Genomic DNA, 20,705 nt, shown 5'->3' with positions numbered 1-20,705 from the left:
TTTAAAATAATGGCAGAACAATCAACCGACCAATTTTTTAAGGACAAAGTATTAGGGCATCCGTCAGGATTATTTGTTCTATTTTTTACTGAAATGTGGGAACGTTTTTCATACTATGGAATGCGTGCTATTTTAGTTATATTTTTAACAGGATCGCTTTTAGGAGATAACCCAGGGTGGGAATGGACGTCCTCTGCAGCTTTATCGCTTTTAGGAACTTACGCCATGCTGGTGTATTTAACACCTCTATTAGGCGGTTGGCTGGCCGATAATAAAATAGGGTATAGAATGGCTGTGGTTATTGGTGCGCTTCTCATGACTATAGGGCATGCGTCTATGGCAATAGAAACGCCAACGTTCTTATATATAGGAATTGCTTTTTTAATCATAGGTAATGGGTTTTTTAAACCTAATATGACATCTATAATTTCAAAAATGTATGAAGGGCACGATGAGAAAAAGGATGGCGCCTATAATATTTTTTATATGGGTGTTAATGCCGGAGCATTTATTGGAATCATGCTATGTGGTTGGGTTGGTGAAAAAATTGGATGGAGTTATGGTTTCGGACTAGCGGGTGTTTTTATGCTTTTAGGGATGCTTCAATTTTATTTTGCGCAACCATTATTTGGAAAGTTAGGAGATAAACCTGTAAAAACCAAAGCAGCGATAAAAGGGAATAATGATGAATCGGTATCAACCGTAAAACTAAACCATTTTTCAATACTTGATTATGTATTAATTGCAGTATTTACTATATCGGCCATAATTTTTATTATCAATGATCCATTGAGTAAAATTGGAGATATTCAAACTTTTAATTTCACAGTGGCAGGCTTATCAGATTCACTATTTTTTGCTTTGCTGGCTGCTATATCATTTATACTACTTCTCATCATTAGAATTCCAAGATATGTAGCCATTGAAAGAGACAGAATGATTGCATTTGCAATTTTTTGTTTGTTTACTATTTTCTTTTGGGCAGCTTTTGAGCAGGCTGCGGGATCATTACCTATTTATACCAGAGATTTTACAAATAGAATTTTAGAAGGTAATGCCGCTACAACATTTAAAGTCATAGATTTAATTGTTACAGTAGTGCCACTTGGTATTATTACCTATGTGTTGTTAAGTCTTTTTAGGCAAACATTCAAACGCATTGGTCTATCAAATATTATTTTAGGTTGTAGTTTTATCATTGTTTGGGCCATTGTATTGTATAAATTGTTTGTTGAATACCAATCTACTGAAACAGAAGTGCCTATTACATGGTTTGCTATTTTGAATTCATTGTTTATTATCATGTTTGCGCCGTTATTTACAAAATGGTGGGATAGTAAATATAATCCGCCAGCATCGGTAAAATACTTCTTGGGGCTGTTACTTTTAGGCTTAGGTTTTGGGTTTTTGGCATTTGGAGCTAAAGATGTTCCTGCTGGAGCACAAACAGCCAGTTTAAGTATGGCTTGGTTAGTTTTGGCTTACTTATTTCATACCTTGGGTGAATTGTGTTTGTCTCCTATGGGATTATCGTATTTAAGTAAATTAATTCCAGCACGCATGGTGGCCTTTATGTTTGGGGTTTATTATTTAGCTATTGCCATTGGAAATAAATTAGCACATTATATAGGTGGCGACATTGAAAAGATTACAAAGGAGTATAGTTTGTCTACATTCTTTTTGATATTTACTCTAATTCCTATCGTTTTAGGTTTAGTATCATTGGTACTACACCCTTTATTAAAACGACTAATGCATGGTGTTCGGTAAGTACTGAAAATGTTAAAAAATATTTGAAATGTCCCTTCTTAGGGGCATTTTTTGTAAGTTAGGAACAAATTTTGCAACCTAAATCATTATGAAAACTATTTTACTATTTGTATTTGCTATGGTGTTTAGTCAAGCGAATATCGTGGCGCAAACCATCAATTGGATGTCGCTTGAAGAAGCTTTAGAGCTTCAAAAGAAAACACCAAAAAAGATTATGATGGATGTTTATACCAACTGGTGTGGCCCATGTAAAATGCTTGACAAAAAAACATTTCACAATCCTGATGTGGTTGATTTTGTAAATAAAAACTATTACGCAGTTAAGTTTAACGGAGAAGGTAATGACGTTATAGATTATAAAGGGGCTTCATTTTCAAACCCTAATTATAATCCTTCAAAAGTTAATTCAAGAAATTCGGCACATGAGTTGGCACGATTTTTACAGATTACCGCTTATCCTACAATTGTGTTTTTTGATGAAAAAGCTGATGTTATTGCACCGATTAGAGGCTATCGCACTCCAGAACAATTGGAGTTGTATTTAAAAATGTTTCATAGTGACGATCATAAAAGCATAACGACGCAAGAAGAGTTTAATGCGTATTACAAAGCATTTAAAGGTAATTTTAAAGGGTGATTTTATTTTAATGGAAAAATAAATGCACCCTGTTGACTGGTAGAATGAAACGGAATGTTTCTTTTTTTACAGGTTACTTTCCATCGTTTTATATAAGATTTGTAGTTACTGCCATCTGCAATAATTTGTTGGGGTTGTATAGAATCAATCAGTCTGCTTAAATTTATTTTTGGCGATTGCATGAGTAATACTTGATTTGGTCTGAAGGATTTAACTTGGTAAATGCCCATGCTATCAACACGCAAGAGAAATTTGTCTTTCAACCGGTATACCGCTTTAAACGGAATGTTTTTAGAATATTTAAGGTGTTTTCCAATCATGTACTGTTCTACAATTTTGGTATTAGAAAAGGAAACGCCATCAGCATTATGAGAAATAAGAAGGCTGTCTTTATTAGTGTAGCCAAGAATGCTTGATTTCCTTTTATGAAAAATAACAAATTCGTCCGGCTTAAAATTCAACTTTTCAAATATTAAAAATGACTGAATAATTAAAACAGAAGCAAGAATAAAGTAAACAGACCGGAATGTACGTTTTATTAGCAAACGGGTGAGAGCAATGATAATAAGATAAGCAAAAAACACATGTAATAGGTTAAAAGAAATGGCTTCAAACAAAAAAGATTCTTGATGTGCTATCCAACCCACTGCCCTGTTCATGAAATCAATAACATGGGCAAAACAGGTTGCAATCCACTGAGGAAGAAGATTGAATGAAGCTAAGAGAATAATGAATAACCCAAATCCTAAAATCAAACCGAGAATGGGGATGATGATGAGGTTTGAAATAAAAAACAGACCAGGAAATTGATGAAAATAATATAGGCTAATAGGAAGAATACCAATTTGAGCTGCTATAGTGACGGTAAGGGTATGCCAATATAGTAGAACAAGTTTGTATTTAGGACGCCATAAACCATATAGCCAAGGATCAATGGTTACAATAGCAAACACGGCAAGATAACTTAATTGAAAACCAACATCAAAAACATACAAGGGCTTAAAAAGTAGAATAATAAACATACTAATTGCAAGTGTGTTGTAAATATTGGTTGCTCGTTTAAGGTTCATTGCAATAGCCACAATACTAAACATGGTTACGGCTCTTGTAACCGATGGGGATAAGCCTGCTATAAAAGCAAAACACCAGAGTAAAAACAAGATGAAGACTGTTTTAATAAACCTCCCGTGTCTAAACCGTTCAAGCGGTTTAAAGATAAAATTCAAGATCATTAGAATAATGCCCACATGTAACCCAGAAACCGCTAAAATATGAATAGCGCCAGCCTTAGCATAATTAGCATACGTTTCCTTACTGATGTCCTGTCGCTGTCCAAGAAAAAGGGCGTTAATAATGGCTAATTCGTTCGCTTTAAAATGATAAAGGGAAAGTTTTTTATTAATAAAATTTCTAATGTTATTAGCGTGACCTAATAATGTTTTAGAATCTGACTGTACTTGAAATAAAGCAGCTTCGTTACAAAATAGTTGATGGTAGATATACTTTTTATTTAAATAGTTTCTATAGTCAAATTGATAGGGGTTAAGTGGAGATTTTAAAGGATGAAGGTTAGTATAGCTTATAAAAATATCATCGACGAATACAGGCGTTGTTAATGTGTCTTTTTTTAGGTTTAAAAGCGATTTTCCTAAAACATGATTATGGTCTAAGTCTATGAGTTCAACAATGTATTTATGGTTGTACGTGTCTGGTTTAAGAATTTCTTTTACCTTAAAAGTTAACCTGTAAAGGCTATCTTCTTTTATGGAGATATAATGAGTATAATGGTTTGAAACGTTTCTTTGATTATGCAGTGTTGCTGTAAGGAGTCCAATAGAAGTCATGGTAACAAACGCTAACAGCCCAAACCAAATGGTTTTGGTAAATTGCTTTTTTGCAATGCTGTAACTTACAAATAATGCTACTAAGCAGGAAAAGGTAAGGGACAAAGAAAAAACTATGGACACACCAAAAAAATGGCCAATAAGAATGCCAATAACTAAGCAGAAAGTAAGTTTTATTATTGCGAAATTGAGTAATTGCATGCTGCAACAAGATATAAAATATCTTACAAAATTCGTCTAGCTTCATGAAAAGCTTTTAACCAATAAATTTCATTGAGATGGGAAATAATAACGCCTTTTTTTGTTGAAGCATGAATAAATTCAATATCATTATTCCTTATAGCAACTATAAGGCCCACATGATTTATGGAATTTCTTCTGTTGCCTGTTTTAAAGAATAGTAAATCGCCCGTATGTACTTTTTTTAAGGCTATTTTTTTTCCTTTTTTTGCCATATCACGTGATATTCTTGGCAAAGTAATGTCTTGTGATTTAAAGGATTCATAGATCAAACCAGAGCAATCTATTCCTGCTTTTGTGGTACCTCCCCACCTGTATTTTACACCTTGAAATTGTTTGGCGTAGGCTATAATATACTCGGCTTTCGATTTGACTATTTCTTCAGCCTCAACAACGTTGTGTTCTGGTTCTGTTTTGGGTTCAATATATTTAGTAGGTTCGTCGCTTACTTTTTTAGTTACAATTTCAGAAGGGTTACTTTTTTTAGCTTCTACTTGTTTTGAAGATTTACAACTATAACTGGTTGCCAAAAAAATCAAACAGATAAAAAATCGATATATATGAAACTTATGTGTTGATATGGTCATAAATCAATTCAGCGGTTTTTTTACTGGCTCCTTTTCCTCCTAAAGCTTTCTCTAATTCAAAATAATCTACAAACATTTTTTTTCTTAAATCGAGATTCAAAATTTTATCAAGTTCATGTTTTAATTTTCGTTTGTTAAAGTCGTTCTGAATTAATTCGGTAACCACCTCTTTATCCATCACTAAGTTAACTAACGAGATGAATTTCAAGGTTATTATACGTTTGGCAATAAAATATGAAATAGCACTGCCTTTATAACAGACAACTTGAGGTACTTTAAAAAGAGCTGTTTCTAATGTTGCTGTTCCTGAAGTTACCAGAGCCGCATAAGAAAGACTAAGCAAATCATAGGTTTTATTGGAGATAAATGTTACGTTTTTAGAGGTTATGAAGGTTTTATAAAATTCGTAGTCTTGGCTAGGTGCACCTGCTATTACAAATTGGTAATCTGGATAATCATCAACCAAACTGAGCATGATTGATAGCATTTTAGTGATTTCTTGTTTTCGGCTTCCTGGTAATAATGCAATGATGGGTTTATTACTTAGTCCGAAGGTTTTTCTAAAATTAAATTCATCAACTTGATTGCGGCTGGCAATGGCATCAATAAGTGGATGGCCTACAAAATCAACATCGTAGTCATATTTTTTGTAAAACGACTTTACAAAAGGAAGAATCACATACATTTTGTCAATATCCCGCTTAATAGCCTCAACACGACTGGCTCTTGAAGCCCATACTTGAGGCGATATGTAGTAGTGGGTTTTATAACCAGCTTTTTTGGCCCATTTGGCAATGCGAAGATTAAAACCAGAGTTATCTATAAATACAATAACATCTGGATTAAATGATTCAATATCCTGCTTACAAAATGAAATGAGTTTGAATATTTTGTTGAGGTTCATAATAACCTCGGTGAATCCCATAAAGGCGCGTTCTTTATAATGTTTAACAAGGGTTCCTCCAGCTTGCTCCATTAAATCGCCGCCCCAAAATCTTATATTGGCATGTACATCAACATTGTTAAGTGCTTTAATTAAGTTTGAGCCGTGTAAATCTCCTGAAGCCTCACCAGCAAGTATATAGTATTTCATAGTATACGTTGTCTTAATGAAAAATGCTAGCTATAGAGTTTGAAAACAAAGGTGAAAACGGCAATAAATACTGTAATCAATAATACGCCTCGAGCCTTGTAATCTTGCCGTTTTTTTATAAAAATAAAAAAAGCAATTAAGTTTAAAATAGCGCCTAAACTAATTAGTTTTCCAAGAAAACCTTCTTCGGCTGCCGCTTTAATAACTTGAGTAAAATCATCACCTTGCCCCAATAAAGTTGCTGTTAAAAAAAGGCCCATACTGTTGGCAATAAAACCAACCAGCATACCAATAAAAATATCTTTTTTATTCATTTAAATTCCAGTGCTTTAAGTTTTTTATAACATGGTGTGCTGTTAAATCAAATTGAGAAGGAACTACTGAAACATAACCGTGTTCAAGCGCCCATTCATCAGTGTCTTCTCCATGATCTAAATTAACAAATTTGCCTGTAAGCCAATAATAATCTTTGCCTTGAGGGGTTTGTCGTTTGTCAAATTCTTCAACCCAGTTGGCTTTAGCTTGTCGACACACTTTTATTCCTTTAATGTTGATTTGCGGTAAATTAGGAATATTAACATTGAGTACTATACCGTTGGGAATACCATTTTTTAGCACCTCCTGCGTAATGGTTTTAACGTAGCTTTTTGACGCTTCAAAATTAGCATTCCAACTGTAATCCAATAAAGAAAAACCAATGGCAGGAATGCCTTCAATTCCAGCCTCAATAGCGGCACTCATAGTTCCTGAATAAATCACATTGATTGATGAATTTGAACCATGATTAATGCCTGAAACACAAAGGTCTGGGGTGCGGTCTAGTAATTCTCTAATAGCTAGTTTAACGCAATCTGCGGGTGTGCCAGAGCATTTAAACTCTTTTTGTGGGCCATTGTCAATATGCACTTTTTCAGCATAAAGTGTTGAGTTTAATGTAATGGCATGTCCCATACCGCTTTGTGGGCTATCTGGAGCAACCACTACTACATCACCTATAGTATTCATTACAGAAATTAAGGTTCTAATCCCAGCGGCATTTATGCCATCGTCATTTGTTACTAATATAAGGGGCTTTTTTGTCATTTGGTAAAAAAATAGCTTCGCTAAAATACATAATTTAAAAAGTAAACCTGTAATTTCTTGTGTTTAACAAAAAATTAGTAGGCTTTCTGGTTTGATGGCATAGTTTTTTCTTTATTTTAGTGAAAAATAAATTGTGCTCACAGAAAGTATTCAAATAATTAATAGATGAAGCGTATTATGAAAAGGAATTATAAAGTGCTGTCGCTATTGCTTTTATTAGCATTTGCATCGTGTAGTTTTACCTCAAAAAAGTTTAGTAATCCTGATAAAGATAAATTGTTAATTCAAATAATAACCTTTGTGTTAGAGCAAGGGCATTTTGATCCCATAGCGATGGATGACAAATTTTCAGAAGAATTATATAATGACTATATAGGTATTATAGACCCAGTAAAGCGTTATTTTTATCAATCAGATTTAAAGGAATTTGAAAAATATAAATATAATCTTGATGATCAATTAAAGGCTACAGATATTACCTTCTTCAATGTAGTTAATGAGCGTTTGTTAAAACGAATAGCTGAAGCTAAAGAGATTTACTCAGAAGTGCTTTCAAAACCTTTTGATTATACTATTGATGAGACGTTTGAAACCAATTATGAAAATATTGAGTTTGTAAAAAGCAAAAAGCAAATGAAAGAACGTTGGCGGAAACAATTAAAGTTTTCTACAATTTCAAATTATGACGATTTGTATAAGCAGGAAAAACAAGCAAAAGAAAGAGATGCTGCTTATGTTATGAGGACAGAGGCTGATATGGAGAAAGAAGCCCGAGAAGCAACATTGAAATCGATTGAAGTTTATTTTAACGACAATATTGATGATTTAAAAAGAGAAGATTGGTTTGCTATTTATGTGAATACTATTGTAGAAGAATATGACCCACATACCTATTATTTAGCACCAAAGAATAAAGAAGATTTTGATCAACGCATGTCTGGTAAACTTGAGGGTATTGGAGCCAGATTACAAAAGCGTATGGATTATATCAAAATTGTAGAGTTGATTTCAGGAGGGCCAGCTTGGCGCAGTAAAGAGCTAGAAGTTGAGGATATTATTTTGAAGGTAAAACAAGAAGACGAAGCTTTTCCTGTGAATATAGTAGGGATGAGAATCAATGATGCTATAAAATATATTAAAGGACCAAAAGGCACAAAGGTGACGCTAACTATTAAAAAAGTAGATGGTACCATAAAAGATGTAGTTATCACAAGAGATGTGGTGGAACTTGTTGAAACCTATGCAAAATCATCGGTGGTAGAAAAGGATGGTAAAACATTTGGTGTAATCAATTTACCCGCTTTTTATGTTGATTTTAAAGACTATAAAAATGTCAATGCTGCAAAAGATGTCAAAAAAGAAATAGAGTATTTGAAAGCAGAAGGTATTGAAGGTCTAGTGCTTGATTTGCGCAATAATGGTGGTGGATCTTTACCAACCGTGGTTGATATGGCTGGTTTGTTTATAAAGGAAGGCCCTGTAGTTCAAGTGAGATCAACAGGCGAGTCTAAAGAGGTTTTAAAAGATAAGGATAAATCTATTGCTTGGGATGGCCCTTTAGTGGTTTTGGTGAATGAAATATCAGCGTCTGCCTCAGAGATTATGGCTGCTGCTATGCAAGATTATAAGCGGGCTATTGTTATTGGTAGCAAGCAAACCTATGGAAAAGGAACCGTTCAAAATGTTATTAATCTTAATAATATGCTGAGAAATAATACTAGTGGTGATTTAGGCGCTTTGGCTTTAACAACTCAGAAATATTACAGAATAAATGGTGGGTCTGTACAGTTAGAAGGTGTAAAAAGTGATGTGGTTGTTCCAGGACGTTTTAGTTTTATTGATGTAGGTGAAAAAGATAAAGATAACCCGCTACCATATGATGAAATTGATGCAGCAGATTACGAAGTATGGGATAACTATTTTGATTACGATGAAACCATAGCAAGAAGTAAGGAGCGTATGAGTAATAATGAACAGTTTAATCTTATTGAAGAAAATGCGAAATGGGTAAAAGGAAAAATAGATGAAACCATCTTTTCTTTAAATTATGAGGCTTATGCAAAACAGAATGAGTTAAACGAAGAAGAATCTAAGCGTTTTGATGCTATTTCCGATTACAAAACTAATTTGACTTTTGATTCAACTAGTTTTGAAAAAACACTTTTCAATCAAGATACTACAGACTTGAAAGAAAAAAGAGAACGTTGGCACGAGAGTTTAAGTCAGGATGTTTATATTGAAGAAGCACTGAATGTATTAGAAGATTTGAAAATGGCATATCCTCTAAAAAAAGTAGCTTCAACAACGGTAAATCAAGTACAAAAATAGGCATGCTAATTTATGGCTGAGACCTCCAATTCGTTAAAACAATTAGCGCTCCAAAAGTTTAAAAAAAACGTTTGGGGCGTTTTAAGTTTTTGGTTTATTGTTCTAGTTGCTATAGTCTCTTTATTTGCATATGTTATGGCACCTGATAACTCACAGCATGCAAATCAAATGCATTTGTCTATTCATTCAAAAAAACCTGGTTTTAAGGTTGATATGTTAACCATTCCAAGCGCTTATAATACCAATCAAGGATATGTGAATAGGCTGTTTTTTGGCAAGGAAAATACAGATACAGAAATACCTATTACCAACTTTAAAGTTGAAGAAGAAGTGTTGATTTATAACGAGTATGCATCTGATGGATTGGTAGGTGCAGAGAAAAGTATAAGTCTTAATCGTTTTCCACAAAAAAACGTTACGCCTTTTATTGCAACAAAAACCTTTTTGTTTGGAACAGATAAGTATGGTAGAGATTTGCTGAGTCGTGTTTTAGTTGGTGCCAGAATTTCGTTTTTTATAGGCTTTGTTGCGGTATTTATATCGTTAGTGATAGGGGTGTTTATGGGGAGTTTAGCTGGGTATTTTGGAGGAAAGGTTGATGCTTTAATTATGTGGGTTATAAATGTAACCTGGTCTATACCTACATTATTATTGGTTATTGCTATTACTCTGGCTTTAGGAAAAGGTTTTTGGCAAGTGTTTATTGCTGTTGGATTAACAATGTGGGTAGAAGTAGCCAGAGTGGTAAGAGGGCAAATTATTAGTGTTAAGGAAATGCAATACGTGGTTGCAGCCAGAGCATTAGGGTTTACAGATTTTAGAATCATAACCAAGCATATTTTACCTAATATTATGGCTCCAGTTATTGTAATTTCAGCTGCAAATTTTGCTGCTGCAATTCTTATTGAAAGTGGTTTAAGTTTTTTAGGTATTGGGGCGCAGCCACCTATGGCTAGTTGGGGTGCCATGATAAAAGACCATTATAATTATATTATTCTTGGTAAGCCGTATTTAGCCATCATTCCGGGGTTGTGTATTATGAGTTTGGTTATGGCGTTTATGCTTATAGGTAATGCCTTAAGAGATGCTTTAGATGTAAAGTCTTAAAGTAAAATGTTTACTTTAAATGCAATTTCATGCCTTCATGGCTGGCAACAAATCCTAAGTTTTTGTAAAAATGAATGGCTCTAGGGCGTTGTTTGTCGCTAGTAAGTTGAATTAAACAAGCATTACGTTCTTTCGCTCTATTAATAGCCCACTGAAGCATAAGCTTACCTAAACCCATACCTCTTTTGTCTTTTCTAATTTGAACGGATTCAATTTGAGCACGTAAGCCACCACGGTAGTTTAAATATTGTATAAAAGTAAGTTGAAATGTCCCTATAATGCTTAGTGTTTCATCCTCAACTACCATGAGCTCTTGGTTTTTGTCGGCATCTATTATTTTAAAAGCCTCAAGGTAACTCTTTGAAATAGGGGTGTTTAAATCTTCTCTGGTTTTACCTAGTTTGTCATCAGCAAAAAGCAGAACAATTTGAGGCACATCTTCCCTAGTGGCTTTTCTAAATGTCATATCAAATTTTGTTTTGTGACGTTAAGTTGTTGAATAGACCTGTGCTGTAGAATTTTTGGTTTACTTACTCGCCCTCTAATGCCATATTGCCATTAAGTTGTTCAATATAGTCTAAAACGGTGTCTTTGCCAATGCTCTTTGAGGATGAAGTAATAAAATAATTAGGCATGTCTTCCCAGGTTTCAAGAAGGATTGCTTTATAGGCTTCAATATGGTTTTCAATGGCTTTAGGTTTTAGTTTGTCCGCTTTCGTAAAAATTATAGAAAACGGAATGCCGTTTTCACCAAGCCATTGCATAAATTCTAAGTCAATAGGTTGTGGTTCATGTCTTATGTCTACTAAAACAAAAGCAGTAATCAGTTGTTCACGCAGACTAAAATATTGAGTAATAAATTTTTGAAAAACCTTTTTTGAAGATTTTGATACACGCGCGTAACCATAGCCTGGTAAATCAACTAGATGCCAGTTTTTATTAATTAAAAAATGATTGATAAGCTGTGTTTTTCCTGGTTTTCCTGATGTTTTAGCAAGGCTTTTTCTTCCGGTTAACATATTAATTAAGGAAGATTTACCTACATTACTTCTGCCAATAAATGCGTATTCGGGAAGCCTCGTTTTAGGACACTTAGACACATCAGAGTTACTTACTACAAATTCAGCAGATTTAATTTTCATGAGACAAGCACTTTTTAAACGACGCTGTATTAATTACGGCTCTAAACTAGAAGCCTCTTTTATCAAGCCAAGATTTCAGAATATCATTAAATTCATCGGGATGCTCCATCATAGCAGCATGGCCACATTTATCAATCCAGAATAACTCTGAATCAGGTAAAAGATCATTAAACTCCTCGGCCACCTCTGGAGGTGTTACAGTGTCATTTTTACCCCAAATAATGCAGGTAGGCGTGTGCATTTTTGGTAAATCTTTAGACATATTGTGTCTTATGGCACTTTTGGCAATAGCTAAAGTTTTTACAAGTTTGTTTCTGTCGTTTACCGTTTCATAAACTTCATCTACAATTTCTTTAGTAGCTACCTCTGGGTCATAAAAAACATCTTGCGCTTTCTTTTTGATAACTTCATAATCACTACGTTTAGTATACCCGCTACCCATAGCGCTTTCATAAAGTCCTGAGCTCCCTGTAATAATTAAAGCTTTCACAGATTCAGGAAACATTTTTGTGTGATAAAGTCCAATATGTCCACCAAGTGAATTTCCAAGAACAATGACTTCTTTAAGTCCTTTAAAATCAATGAAATCATGTAAGTATTTGGCAAAACTTTTTACATTGGTTTTTAATAAAGACATAGAGTATATGGGGAGTTCTGGGATGAGTATTTTGTAGCCTTTCTCACTAAAAAAATCGGTCACAGCATCAAAATTACTTAAGCCTCCCATTAAACCATGAAGTATTATAATTGGGGTGCCTTCTCCTGCTTCTATATAACTGTATTTGCTTTCTTTTTTTAAACTATGTGTCATTAAAGAGTCGGTCAATCATTGAAAACAAATATAGTTATTTCATTGAAATTTCAACTATAATTATTCTTTTCCCTTAAAATTAACAAATCTTTAAAATTCACCTAAGATCTCAGCAGCAATTTGAGATGTTAACATTGGGCTGCGGTAAAACGTGAACTGTCTGGTAGTTAGTTGTATACTGTTTTAGGTGGGGATGAGCCACTTTTTTAGCTGTTTTAAATTCGAGTTTATCGAAAATTTATTAACAAAGTGGTATAAAGTGGTAATATGTGGTAAATTTTTCAATATATTTGAAATATAAACGTTTACCAACTAGAAAACTGCTTTTGGACTTAATCACAGGAACATACGATTGCAAAGTTGATGCAAAAGGCCGATTAATGATGCCTGTTGCAATCAAAAAACAACTTTCTTCTGTCATGGATGAAGGGTTTGTATTGCGTCGTTCTGTATTTCAAAAGTGTTTAGAGTTGTATCCCATGAGCGAGTGGCAGGTGCTTATGCAGAAAATGAACAAACTTAACAAGTTTAAAAAGAAGAACAACGATTTTATTAGAAGGTTTACTGCTGGCGCCAAAATTGTTGAGGTTGATGTGAATGGACGCTTGTTGATTCCTAAAGATTTAACGGTTTTTGCTAACATTTCAAAAAATATTGTCGTGGCTTCGGCTATCAATATTATTGAAATATGGGATAAAGATTTGTATGAACAAGCTATTGATGATGCGGCAATTGACTTTGCTGATTTAGCAGAGGAAGTTATGGGACAAGACGATGATGACTATGGAATATCATAACCCAGTGCTTTTAAAAGAAACAGTAGATGGTTTGGCGGTAAGGCCAGATGGTATTTATGTGGATGTAACTTTTGGTGGTGGCGGGCATAGTAGAGAAATATTGAATAGGCTTGGAGCTAATGGGCGTTTGTTTGCTTTTGATCAGGATTCTGATGCGTTGAAGAATGCTATTGATGATGAACGGTTTACTTTAATTCATGAGAATTTTAGATATATAAAACGGTTTTTGAGGTTTCATGGTGTGAAAGAGGTAGATGGGATTTTGGCTGATTTTGGAGTGTCTTCGCATCAGTTTGATGTGGCCGAACGTGGGTTTTCTACGCGATTTGAGGCCAACTTGGATATGCGAATGAATCAAAAGAATGAATTGTCTGCCTTTCATGTGGTCAATGAATATAGTGAAGAAGATCTTAAAAAGGTGTTGTTGCAGTATGGGGAGTTAAGAGCGGCTCCTGCTATGGCACGAGCTATTGTTGAGCAGCGAGATGTTAGTCCTATTGTAACGAGTGAGCAATTGAAACAGGTTTTAAACAAGTTTTTGTCGCCAAGACATGCTAATAAAATTTTGGCCCAAATTTATCAGGCTATTAGAATTGAGGTGAATCAAGAGATTGAGGTGTTGAAAGAGTTTTTATTGCAAACACCTGATATTTTGAAGGTTGGAGGGCGTTTAAGTTTTATTTCCTATCATTCGTTAGAAGATAGGTTGGTGAAGCGCTTTATTAGAAACGGTATGTTTGAGGGTGAGCCTGAACGTGATATGTTTGGAAATTTTGAAGTGCCTTTAAAAAAAGTTAACGGATTACTAGTGCCATCGGCTAAAGAAATAAAAATGAATAATAGAGCGAGAAGCGCAAAATTAAGAGTGGCTGAAAAAATATAAATGAAGACGAATATTTATAACATATTAAAGGGTACATTTTTAATAAGTGAAGATGCTTTTAGGAGTTGGCGGTTTATTCTCTTTTTGTCAGGATTAGCTATTGTGATGATTGCAAGTTCTCACAGTGCAGATAAAAAAGTTTATGAGATTGCACGTTTGAAAAATGAAGTAAAAGAAATACGGTCTAAGTTTTTTGATGGTCGGTCAAGATTGATGAAGTTAAAAATGGAGTCGCATGTTGTAAAGGTTATGAAAGAAAAAGGATTATCGCTTTCAGAGAATCCGCCTCAAAAAATTAAAGTTAAATCTCAAGAATAGCGTTCGGTTTTGGCAGTGAAAGAAAAAGACATATTGAACCGTTTGTATTTTATAGCAGGATGTATGTTCATCTTTGGTATTGCTGTGGTGTTTAAGCTATTGAGTATTCAGTTTGTTCATGGTGAAAAGTATAAAGCATTAGCTACAAAGCGCGTGGTAAAAGATGTGATTATTCCCGCAAATCGAGGAAATGTTTACTCTGTGAATGGCAATTTATTGGCTACTTCAATTCCTAAATATGATATAAGGTTTGATGCTATAACGTCTTCGAAAAAAACATTCGAGAAGCATGTTAAAGGATTGGCAGATTCGCTCGCTGAGTATTCAGGTAGGTCTTCAGCTAAAATAGAAAGGCAATTAAGGCGAGCTAGAGCTAATAAAAACAGATATTATCTTATCGCAAGAAATATAGGGTATTCTGATTATGTACGAATTCGAAATTTTCCATTATTAAATCAGGGAGCGTTTAAAGGTGGCTTAATTGTTGAGCAAACAACAAAGCGGGAGCACCCTATGGGGGGTATTGCGCAAAGAACTATTGGTTATGAGCGTATTGATGATAAAGGCAATGTAACCAGACCAGGTATTGATGGAGCTTTTGGTGTGAAGTATTTGCGTGGCGTTGACGGGAAGCGTAAAAAACAGAAAATTGGGAACGGACAGTGGAAGCCTTTAAACGATGCTAATGAAGTGGAACCAAAAGATGGATATGATGTCTATACAACTATTGATGTAAATGTTCAGGATATTGCGCATCATGCTTTGTTAGAACAGTTAGAAAAGTACAAGGCAGATCATGGCTGTGTAGTGGTTATGGAAACTAAAACAGGAGAAATCAGAGCGATTTCTAATCTTGGTAGAAATAAGAATGGAACATACTATGAGCGCTTAAACTATGCTGTTGGTGAAAGTCATGAATCTGGATCAACATTTAAGTTAATGGCGCTTGCAGCTGTTTTTGAGCATAAGTTGGCAGATACAAGTGATGTGGTGGATACAGAAAAAGGAGAAATAAGTTTCTATGGTAAGAAAGTACGCGATTCTAAACATGGAGGGTATGGTAAAATTTCTGTTTCAAAGGCTTTTGAAGTGTCTTCAAATACAGGTATTGTAAAGGTAATTGATAAGGCTTACAAAAAGAAGCCTGAAAAGTTTGTAGATCAGCTATATGAGATGAACTTGCATAAGGATTTAGATTTGCCAATAATTGGTGAGCCTAAACCTATTATTCCAGATCCTCGTGTAAAAAACGGTAGGTGGAGTGGTATTGCTTTGCAATGGATGGCTTACGGTTATGGTGTGTCTTTTACGCCACTGCAAACCTTAACTTTTTACAATGCTGTTGCTAATGATGGGGTTATGGTTAAACCACGATTTTTAAGAGAAGTTAGAGAGTTTGATAGAGTAGTAGAGACATTTGAAAGAGAAGTGATAAATGAACAAGTCTGCTCAAAAGAAACTATTAGTAAGTTGCAGAGTTTGCTTAAAGGAGTTGTTGAAAAAGACCATGGTACAGGGCATCGTTTGTATTCTAAAAACTTTTCAATGGCAGGTAAAACAGGAACTTGTCAAAAAGATTATAGGAACAAAGAGAAGCTAAATTATATTTCATCATTTGCAGGGTATTTTCCTGCAGATAACCCTAAGTATTCATGTATAGTTGTCATTCATGAACCAGAAAAGGGAATAGGGTATTATGGGGCTGATGTTTCGGGGCCTGTATTTAAAAGAATTGCAAAAAAAATATATACAGATACACCTTTAATAGATCAAGTAACCTCTCTAGATGTGAAAGTGGCAACAGTAGAGAATGAGTTTGAAGACTTTTATAAAGTGGCTCAAACCTATAAAACCATTATGCCTAATGTGGTTGGGATGCCTGCTATGGATGCTGTTGTATTGTTGGAGAATATGCAGGTTGATGTTAAAGTGAAGTTAGATGGGAATGGGGTGGTGCGAGCGCAGTCTATTGATAAAAATACCAAGTTAAAAAATAATCAAACCATAGTTTTAAGAGCCTCTTGATGCAGTTAAAAGATATATTATATAAAGTGACTATCAACGCTGTGGTAGGAAGTACTACTGTGCGTACACGCGCTATTGCGTTTGATTCCAGACTTATAAATAAAGGAGATCTTTTTGTAGCGATACGTGGTTTGGTGTCAGATGGTCATGACTTTATTAAAACGGCTATTTGTGGTGGTGCTGTTGCTGTAATTTGTGAAGAAATACCAAAGGAAATCGTTGAAGGAGTCACCTATATTGAAGTTGATAATTCAAGTAAAGCTCTTGCGGTTGTTGCGGCCAATTATTATGAAAACCCGTCTGAAAACTTAAAACTTGTTGGAGTTACTGGAACAAATGGTAAAACTACGGTAGCTAGTTTGCTCTATCAATTATTTAAAAAGGCGGGCTATAAGGTGGGCTTATTGTCAACTGTAAAAATTATGGTTGATGATAAAGAGTTTAAAGCGACGCATACTACGCCAGATTCTCTGACGATTAATAAGTATTTAAAGAAGATGAATGATGAAGGTGTAGAGTTTTGTTTTATGGAAGTGAGTTCGCACGGTATTCATCAGTATAGAACAAAAGGATTGCGTTTTGAGGGCGGAATTTTTACCAATCTGTCACATGATCATCTAGATTATCATAACACCTTTGCAGAATACAGAGATGTAAAAAAGACTTTTTTTGATGAGCTTCCTAAAAGTGCTTTTGCCTTATCTAATGTTGATGATAAAAATGGTCTCGTTATGTTGCAAAACACTAAGGCTAGAAAGTACACCTATGCTTTAAAACAGTATGCAGATTATAAGGCTCAGATTTTAGAAAATCAATTTGGGGGCTTGTTGCTTAAAGTAAATGATAGTGAGGTTTGGACTAAGCTTATAGGTCATTTTAATGCCTATAATGTTTTAGCAATTTATGCAACCGCCGATTTGCTAGGATTAGAACGTGTTGAAATTTTAAGGTTAATAAGTGATTTGGAAAGTGTAAGTGGTCGTTTTCAATATCTTGTTTCTAATGAGAAGATCACTGCCATTGTTGATTATGCACATACCCCTGATGCTTTGAAAAATGTACTGGAAACCATTAATAGTATCAGAACCAAAAATGAGGAGTTAATCACCGTGGTGGGGTGTGGTGGCGATCGTGATAAGACGAAGCGACCTGTCATGGGGAAAATAGCAGCGTCTTTAAGTACAAAAGTTGTTTTTACAAGTGATAATCCGCGAAGCGAAAATCCTAAAGTTATACTTGATGAAATAGAAGCTGGTGTTGAGCCTCAGAATTTTAAAAAAACACTTACAATTGAAGACAGAAAACAAGCCATAAAAGCCGCCTGTCAAATGGCGCAACCTCATGATATTATTTTGATTGCGGGTAAAGGACATGAAACCTATCAGGAAATTAAAGGAGAATGCTTTGATTTTGATGATTTTAAAATAGTAAAAGAACTTTTAAAACAATTACAGAAGTAAATGCTCTATTATTTATTTGAATATTTAGAATCGCAATTTAAATTTCCAGGTGCATCGCTTTTTGGGTTTATCACCTTTAGAGCGGCTTTGGCTATGATCTTTTCGCTATTATTCTCAACCATTTACGGTAAAAGAATTATTCGTTTTTTACAAAAACAACAAGTAGGAGAAACAATCCGCGATCTAGGACTTGAAGGGCAAAAAGAAAAAGCGGGAACGCCAACCATGGGTGGACTTATTATTATTTTAGCCACATTAATCCCTGTATTTCTATTCGCAAAACTTGAGAATATCTATATCGTCTTGTTGATTGTTACAACACTATGGATGGGGGCTATAGGTTTCATTGATGATTATATTAAGAAATTTAAAAACGATAAAGAAGGTTTAAAAGGAAGATTTAAGGTGCTTGGTCAGGTTGGTTTAGGTATTATTGTAGGAGCAACTTTGTTTTTTCATCCCGATGTTACTCTAAAAGAAAACTTGCCTTTTGTAGAGCAACAAAAAATACTTACAGAGAACCCTAAGGTCGAGTCGTCCAAACTATTTTCGGCAGAAGAAAAAAGTACTAAAACCACCATTCCGTTTGTTAAGAATAATGAATTTGATTATGCTAATTTAATCACATGGATAAACCCCGATTTGAAAAAATATGCCTGGGTTATATTTATTCTAGTGGCTATTTTTATTATTACGGCCGTTTCAAATGGGGCTAATTTAACCGATGGTATTGATGGTTTAGCGGCTGGAACTTCGGCTATAATAGTGCTAACGTTAGGAATATTTGCTTGGGTATCGGGTAATATTATTTTCTCAGATTATTTAAATATTATGTATATACCTCGCGTAGAGGAAATCACTATTTATATTGCGGCGTTTGTAGGAGCTTTAGTTGGGTTTTTATGGTATAACACCTATCCTGCTCAAGTGTTTATGGGAGATACAGGAAGTTTAACTATTGGGGGAATTATAGCGGTAATAGCGATAGCTGTTAGAAAGGAGTGGTTAATTCCAGTATTGTGTGGCATTTTTTTAGCGGAGAATCTATCCGTGGTGCTGCAAGTAAGCTGGTTTAAGTATACCAAGAAAAAATATGGAGATGGGCGACGAATTTTCAAAATGGCACCTTTGCATCACCATTATCAAAAATTAGGATATCATGAGAGTAAAATTGTTACTAGATTCTGGATTGTAGGTATTTTGTTAGCTATTGTGACAATTGTGACCTTGAAAATACGATAAATGAAACGATTGGTTGTTCTTGGTGGAGGTGAAAGTGGTGTAGGAACCGCTCTTCTAGGTAAGGCAAAAGGTTATGATGTTTTTGTTTCGGATAAAGGAACAATAAAAGAAAATTATAAACAAGTTCTTATACATAATGAGATTGAATGGGAGGATGAAAATCATACAATATCACGGATATTAAATACCGATGTTGTGATGAAAAGTCCAGGGATTCCAGATAAGGTGGCTTTGGTGAAACAAATTCGAGAACAGGGGATTACGGTTGTTTCAGAAATCGAATTTGCATCACATTTTACAGATGCTACCATTATAGGGATTACAGGTAGTAATGGTAAAACTACTACGGCAACGCTAACACATCATTTATTGAACACAGAGTTGAATGTGGGATTGGCAGGAAATATTGGGGATAGTTTTGCGAAGCAAATTCTAGAACATGATTATGAAAACTATGTTTTAGAGATAAGTAGTTTTCAATTAGATGATATAAAAGATTTTAAACCAAAAGTAGCGGTTATTACTAATATCACTCCAGATCATTTAGATAGGTATAACTATGAGTTTGAAAATTATATCAATTCAAAATTCAGAATTGCCATGAATCAAACAGCAGATGATTATTTGATTTATGATGCAGATGATACGGTTATAGTGAATCATTTAAAAACAAATCCAGTTCAATCTACATTATTGCCATTTTCATTGGTTACACCCGTTGAAAATGGTGCATATTTTGACGATAATAAAATTATAATAACAATTAATAACAATAAAATAATTATGCCAATATCAAACATGACATTAGAAGGAAAGCACAATGTAAAGAATGCAATGGCAGCTTCTACTGTGGCACACTTGCTTAAAATAAGAAAGCAAACTATACGTGAAAGTTTAGAGAATTTTCAGGGTGTAGAGCATCGTTTGGAGCATGTGCTTAAAATTAATAAAGTGCAATATATAAACGATTCAAAAGCAACAAACGTAAATGCAACGTATTATGCCTTAGAAAGTATGGATGCGCCTACGGTTTGGATTGTTGGTGGTGTTGATAAAGGTAACAATTATGAAGAGTTATTTTCCTTTGTTAATGAAAAAGTAAAAGCCATCATTTGTCTTGGTGTTGATAATGAAAAGTTAATGAGTACGTTTGGTAACATGGTTGATGTTATTGTGGAAACTCAGTTTATGAGTGAGGCTGTGAAGATAGCTTATAAATTGGCTGAGTCTGGTGATAATGTACTGCTGTCGCCGGCATGTGCTAGTTTTGATTTGTTTGAGAATTATGAAGACCGCGGAAGGCAATTTAAAAATGCAGTAAGAAATTTGTAGCAAAAT

General features: G+C 34.5%; 19 protein-coding genes. 11 read left to right on the top strand and 8 right to left on the bottom strand.

Features of this window, described 5'->3' with window-relative positions; genetic code table 11:
• Nucleotides 1-9: 9 nt before the first annotated feature.
• Together KFZ70_RS01745 and KFZ70_RS01740 are read left to right on the top strand one after the other, a co-directional pair.
• Complete coding sequence (locus KFZ70_RS01745; RefSeq protein WP_139696834.1) at nucleotides 10-1,770, top strand: peptide MFS transporter; 1,761 nt, start codon at nucleotides 10-12, stop codon at nucleotides 1,768-1,770.
• Between the two features lie 88 nt (nucleotides 1,771-1,858).
• Nucleotides 1,859-2,407: a thioredoxin fold domain-containing protein gene (locus KFZ70_RS01740; protein WP_139696833.1), complete on the top strand. Its 549-nt coding sequence runs from the start codon at nucleotides 1,859-1,861 to the stop codon at nucleotides 2,405-2,407.
• A 2-nt stretch (nucleotides 2,408-2,409) separates the two neighbouring features.
• On the opposite strand, the gene KFZ70_RS01735 is transcribed toward KFZ70_RS01740, so the two are convergent.
• The 5 genes from KFZ70_RS01735 to surE all read right to left on the bottom strand — a co-directional run bounded on the left by KFZ70_RS01735 (nucleotide 2,410) and on the right by surE (nucleotide 7,254).
• Nucleotides 2,410-4,356 carry a ComEC/Rec2 family competence protein gene (locus KFZ70_RS01735; protein ID WP_407515843.1) on the bottom strand — a complete coding sequence of 649 codons (1,947 nt, stop codon included), beginning with the start codon at nucleotides 4,354-4,356 and terminating at the stop codon, nucleotides 2,410-2,412.
• Between the two features lie 119 nt (nucleotides 4,357-4,475).
• Complete coding sequence (locus KFZ70_RS01730) at nucleotides 4,476-5,078, bottom strand: C40 family peptidase (RefSeq protein ID WP_139696828.1); 603 nt, start codon at nucleotides 5,076-5,078, stop codon at nucleotides 4,476-4,478.
• Nucleotides 5,059-6,171: a lipid-A-disaccharide synthase gene (gene lpxB, locus KFZ70_RS01725; protein WP_139696827.1), complete on the bottom strand. Its 1,113-nt coding sequence runs from the start codon at nucleotides 6,169-6,171 to the stop codon at nucleotides 5,059-5,061. The genes KFZ70_RS01730 and lpxB overlap by 20 nt, the downstream gene beginning before the upstream one ends.
• A gap of 26 nt (nucleotides 6,172-6,197) precedes the next feature.
• Nucleotides 6,198-6,485 carry a hypothetical protein gene (locus KFZ70_RS01720; protein ID WP_139696825.1) on the bottom strand — a complete coding sequence of 96 codons (288 nt, stop codon included), beginning with the start codon at nucleotides 6,483-6,485 and terminating at the stop codon, nucleotides 6,198-6,200.
• Nucleotides 6,478-7,254, bottom strand: coding sequence for a 5'/3'-nucleotidase SurE (surE, locus tag KFZ70_RS01715; protein WP_139696822.1), 777 nt, complete (start codon nucleotides 7,252-7,254; stop codon nucleotides 6,478-6,480). The genes KFZ70_RS01720 and surE overlap by 8 nt, the downstream gene beginning before the upstream one ends.
• A 177-nt stretch (nucleotides 7,255-7,431) precedes the next feature.
• Here surE and KFZ70_RS01710 point away from each other — a divergent pair, with 177 nt between their 5' ends.
• Both KFZ70_RS01710 and KFZ70_RS01705 read left to right on the top strand, forming a co-directional pair.
• A complete protein-coding gene (locus tag KFZ70_RS01710) occupies nucleotides 7,432-9,582 on the top strand; it encodes a carboxy terminal-processing peptidase (protein ID WP_139696867.1) in 2,151 nt (716 codons plus the stop codon).
• 12 nt (nucleotides 9,583-9,594) lie between these two features.
• The gene (locus tag KFZ70_RS01705; RefSeq protein WP_139696821.1) at nucleotides 9,595-10,689 is read left to right on the top strand and encodes an ABC transporter permease; all 1,095 of its coding nucleotides are present in this window, start codon (nucleotides 9,595-9,597) and stop codon (nucleotides 10,687-10,689) included.
• Nucleotides 10,690-10,699: 10 nt separating this feature from the next.
• On the opposite strand, the gene KFZ70_RS01700 is transcribed toward KFZ70_RS01705, so the two are convergent.
• From KFZ70_RS01700 to KFZ70_RS01690, 3 genes are all read right to left on the bottom strand, one after another.
• Nucleotides 10,700-11,155, bottom strand: a complete 456-nt coding sequence (locus KFZ70_RS01700; RefSeq protein ID WP_139696819.1) for a GNAT family N-acetyltransferase — start codon at nucleotides 11,153-11,155, stop codon at nucleotides 10,700-10,702.
• Nucleotides 11,156-11,219: 64 nt separating this feature from the next.
• A complete protein-coding gene (yihA, locus tag KFZ70_RS01695) occupies nucleotides 11,220-11,831 on the bottom strand; it encodes a ribosome biogenesis GTP-binding protein YihA/YsxC (protein ID WP_139696817.1) in 612 nt (203 codons plus the stop codon).
• A 46-nt stretch (nucleotides 11,832-11,877) separates the two neighbouring features.
• Nucleotides 11,878-12,642, bottom strand: coding sequence for an alpha/beta fold hydrolase (locus KFZ70_RS01690; protein WP_139696815.1), 765 nt, complete (start codon nucleotides 12,640-12,642; stop codon nucleotides 11,878-11,880).
• A gap of 326 nt (nucleotides 12,643-12,968) precedes the next feature.
• On the opposite strand from KFZ70_RS01690, the gene mraZ reads away from it, so the two are divergent.
• From mraZ to murD, 7 genes are all read left to right on the top strand, one after another.
• Complete coding sequence (gene mraZ, locus KFZ70_RS01685) at nucleotides 12,969-13,439, top strand: division/cell wall cluster transcriptional repressor MraZ (protein ID WP_139696813.1); 471 nt, start codon at nucleotides 12,969-12,971, stop codon at nucleotides 13,437-13,439.
• Nucleotides 13,420-14,322, top strand: coding sequence for a 16S rRNA (cytosine(1402)-N(4))-methyltransferase RsmH (gene rsmH / locus KFZ70_RS01680; protein ID WP_233244044.1), 903 nt, complete (start codon nucleotides 13,420-13,422; stop codon nucleotides 14,320-14,322). The genes mraZ and rsmH overlap by 20 nt, the downstream gene beginning before the upstream one ends.
• A complete protein-coding gene (locus KFZ70_RS01675) occupies nucleotides 14,323-14,640 on the top strand; it encodes an FtsL-like putative cell division protein (protein WP_139696809.1) in 318 nt (105 codons plus the stop codon).
• 63 nt (nucleotides 14,641-14,703) lie between these two features.
• A complete protein-coding gene (locus KFZ70_RS01670; RefSeq protein ID WP_139696866.1) occupies nucleotides 14,704-16,665 on the top strand; it encodes a penicillin-binding protein in 1,962 nt (653 codons plus the stop codon).
• Nucleotides 16,662-18,125, top strand: coding sequence for a UDP-N-acetylmuramoyl-L-alanyl-D-glutamate--2,6-diaminopimelate ligase (locus KFZ70_RS01665; RefSeq protein WP_139696807.1), 1,464 nt, complete (start codon nucleotides 16,662-16,664; stop codon nucleotides 18,123-18,125). Before KFZ70_RS01670 ends, KFZ70_RS01665 begins: the two co-directional genes overlap by 4 nt.
• Nucleotides 18,126-19,367, top strand: a complete 1,242-nt coding sequence (gene mraY, locus KFZ70_RS01660) for a phospho-N-acetylmuramoyl-pentapeptide-transferase (protein ID WP_139696806.1) — start codon at nucleotides 18,126-18,128, stop codon at nucleotides 19,365-19,367. It begins immediately after the preceding gene.
• On the top strand, nucleotides 19,368-20,699 hold the full coding sequence (gene murD, locus KFZ70_RS01655) for a UDP-N-acetylmuramoyl-L-alanine--D-glutamate ligase (RefSeq protein WP_139696804.1): 1,332 nt from the start codon (nucleotides 19,368-19,370) through the stop codon (nucleotides 20,697-20,699).
• The last annotated feature ends 6 nt before the right edge of the window (nucleotides 20,700-20,705 follow it).

The sequence above is a fragment of the Allotamlana fucoidanivorans genome (assembly GCF_045788535.1).
GTDB lineage: Bacteria > Bacteroidota > Bacteroidia > Flavobacteriales > Flavobacteriaceae > Allotamlana > Allotamlana fucoidanivorans.
The sequence above is the reverse complement of the archived record's forward strand: the minus strand, read 5'-3'. Positions and strand labels throughout refer to the sequence as shown.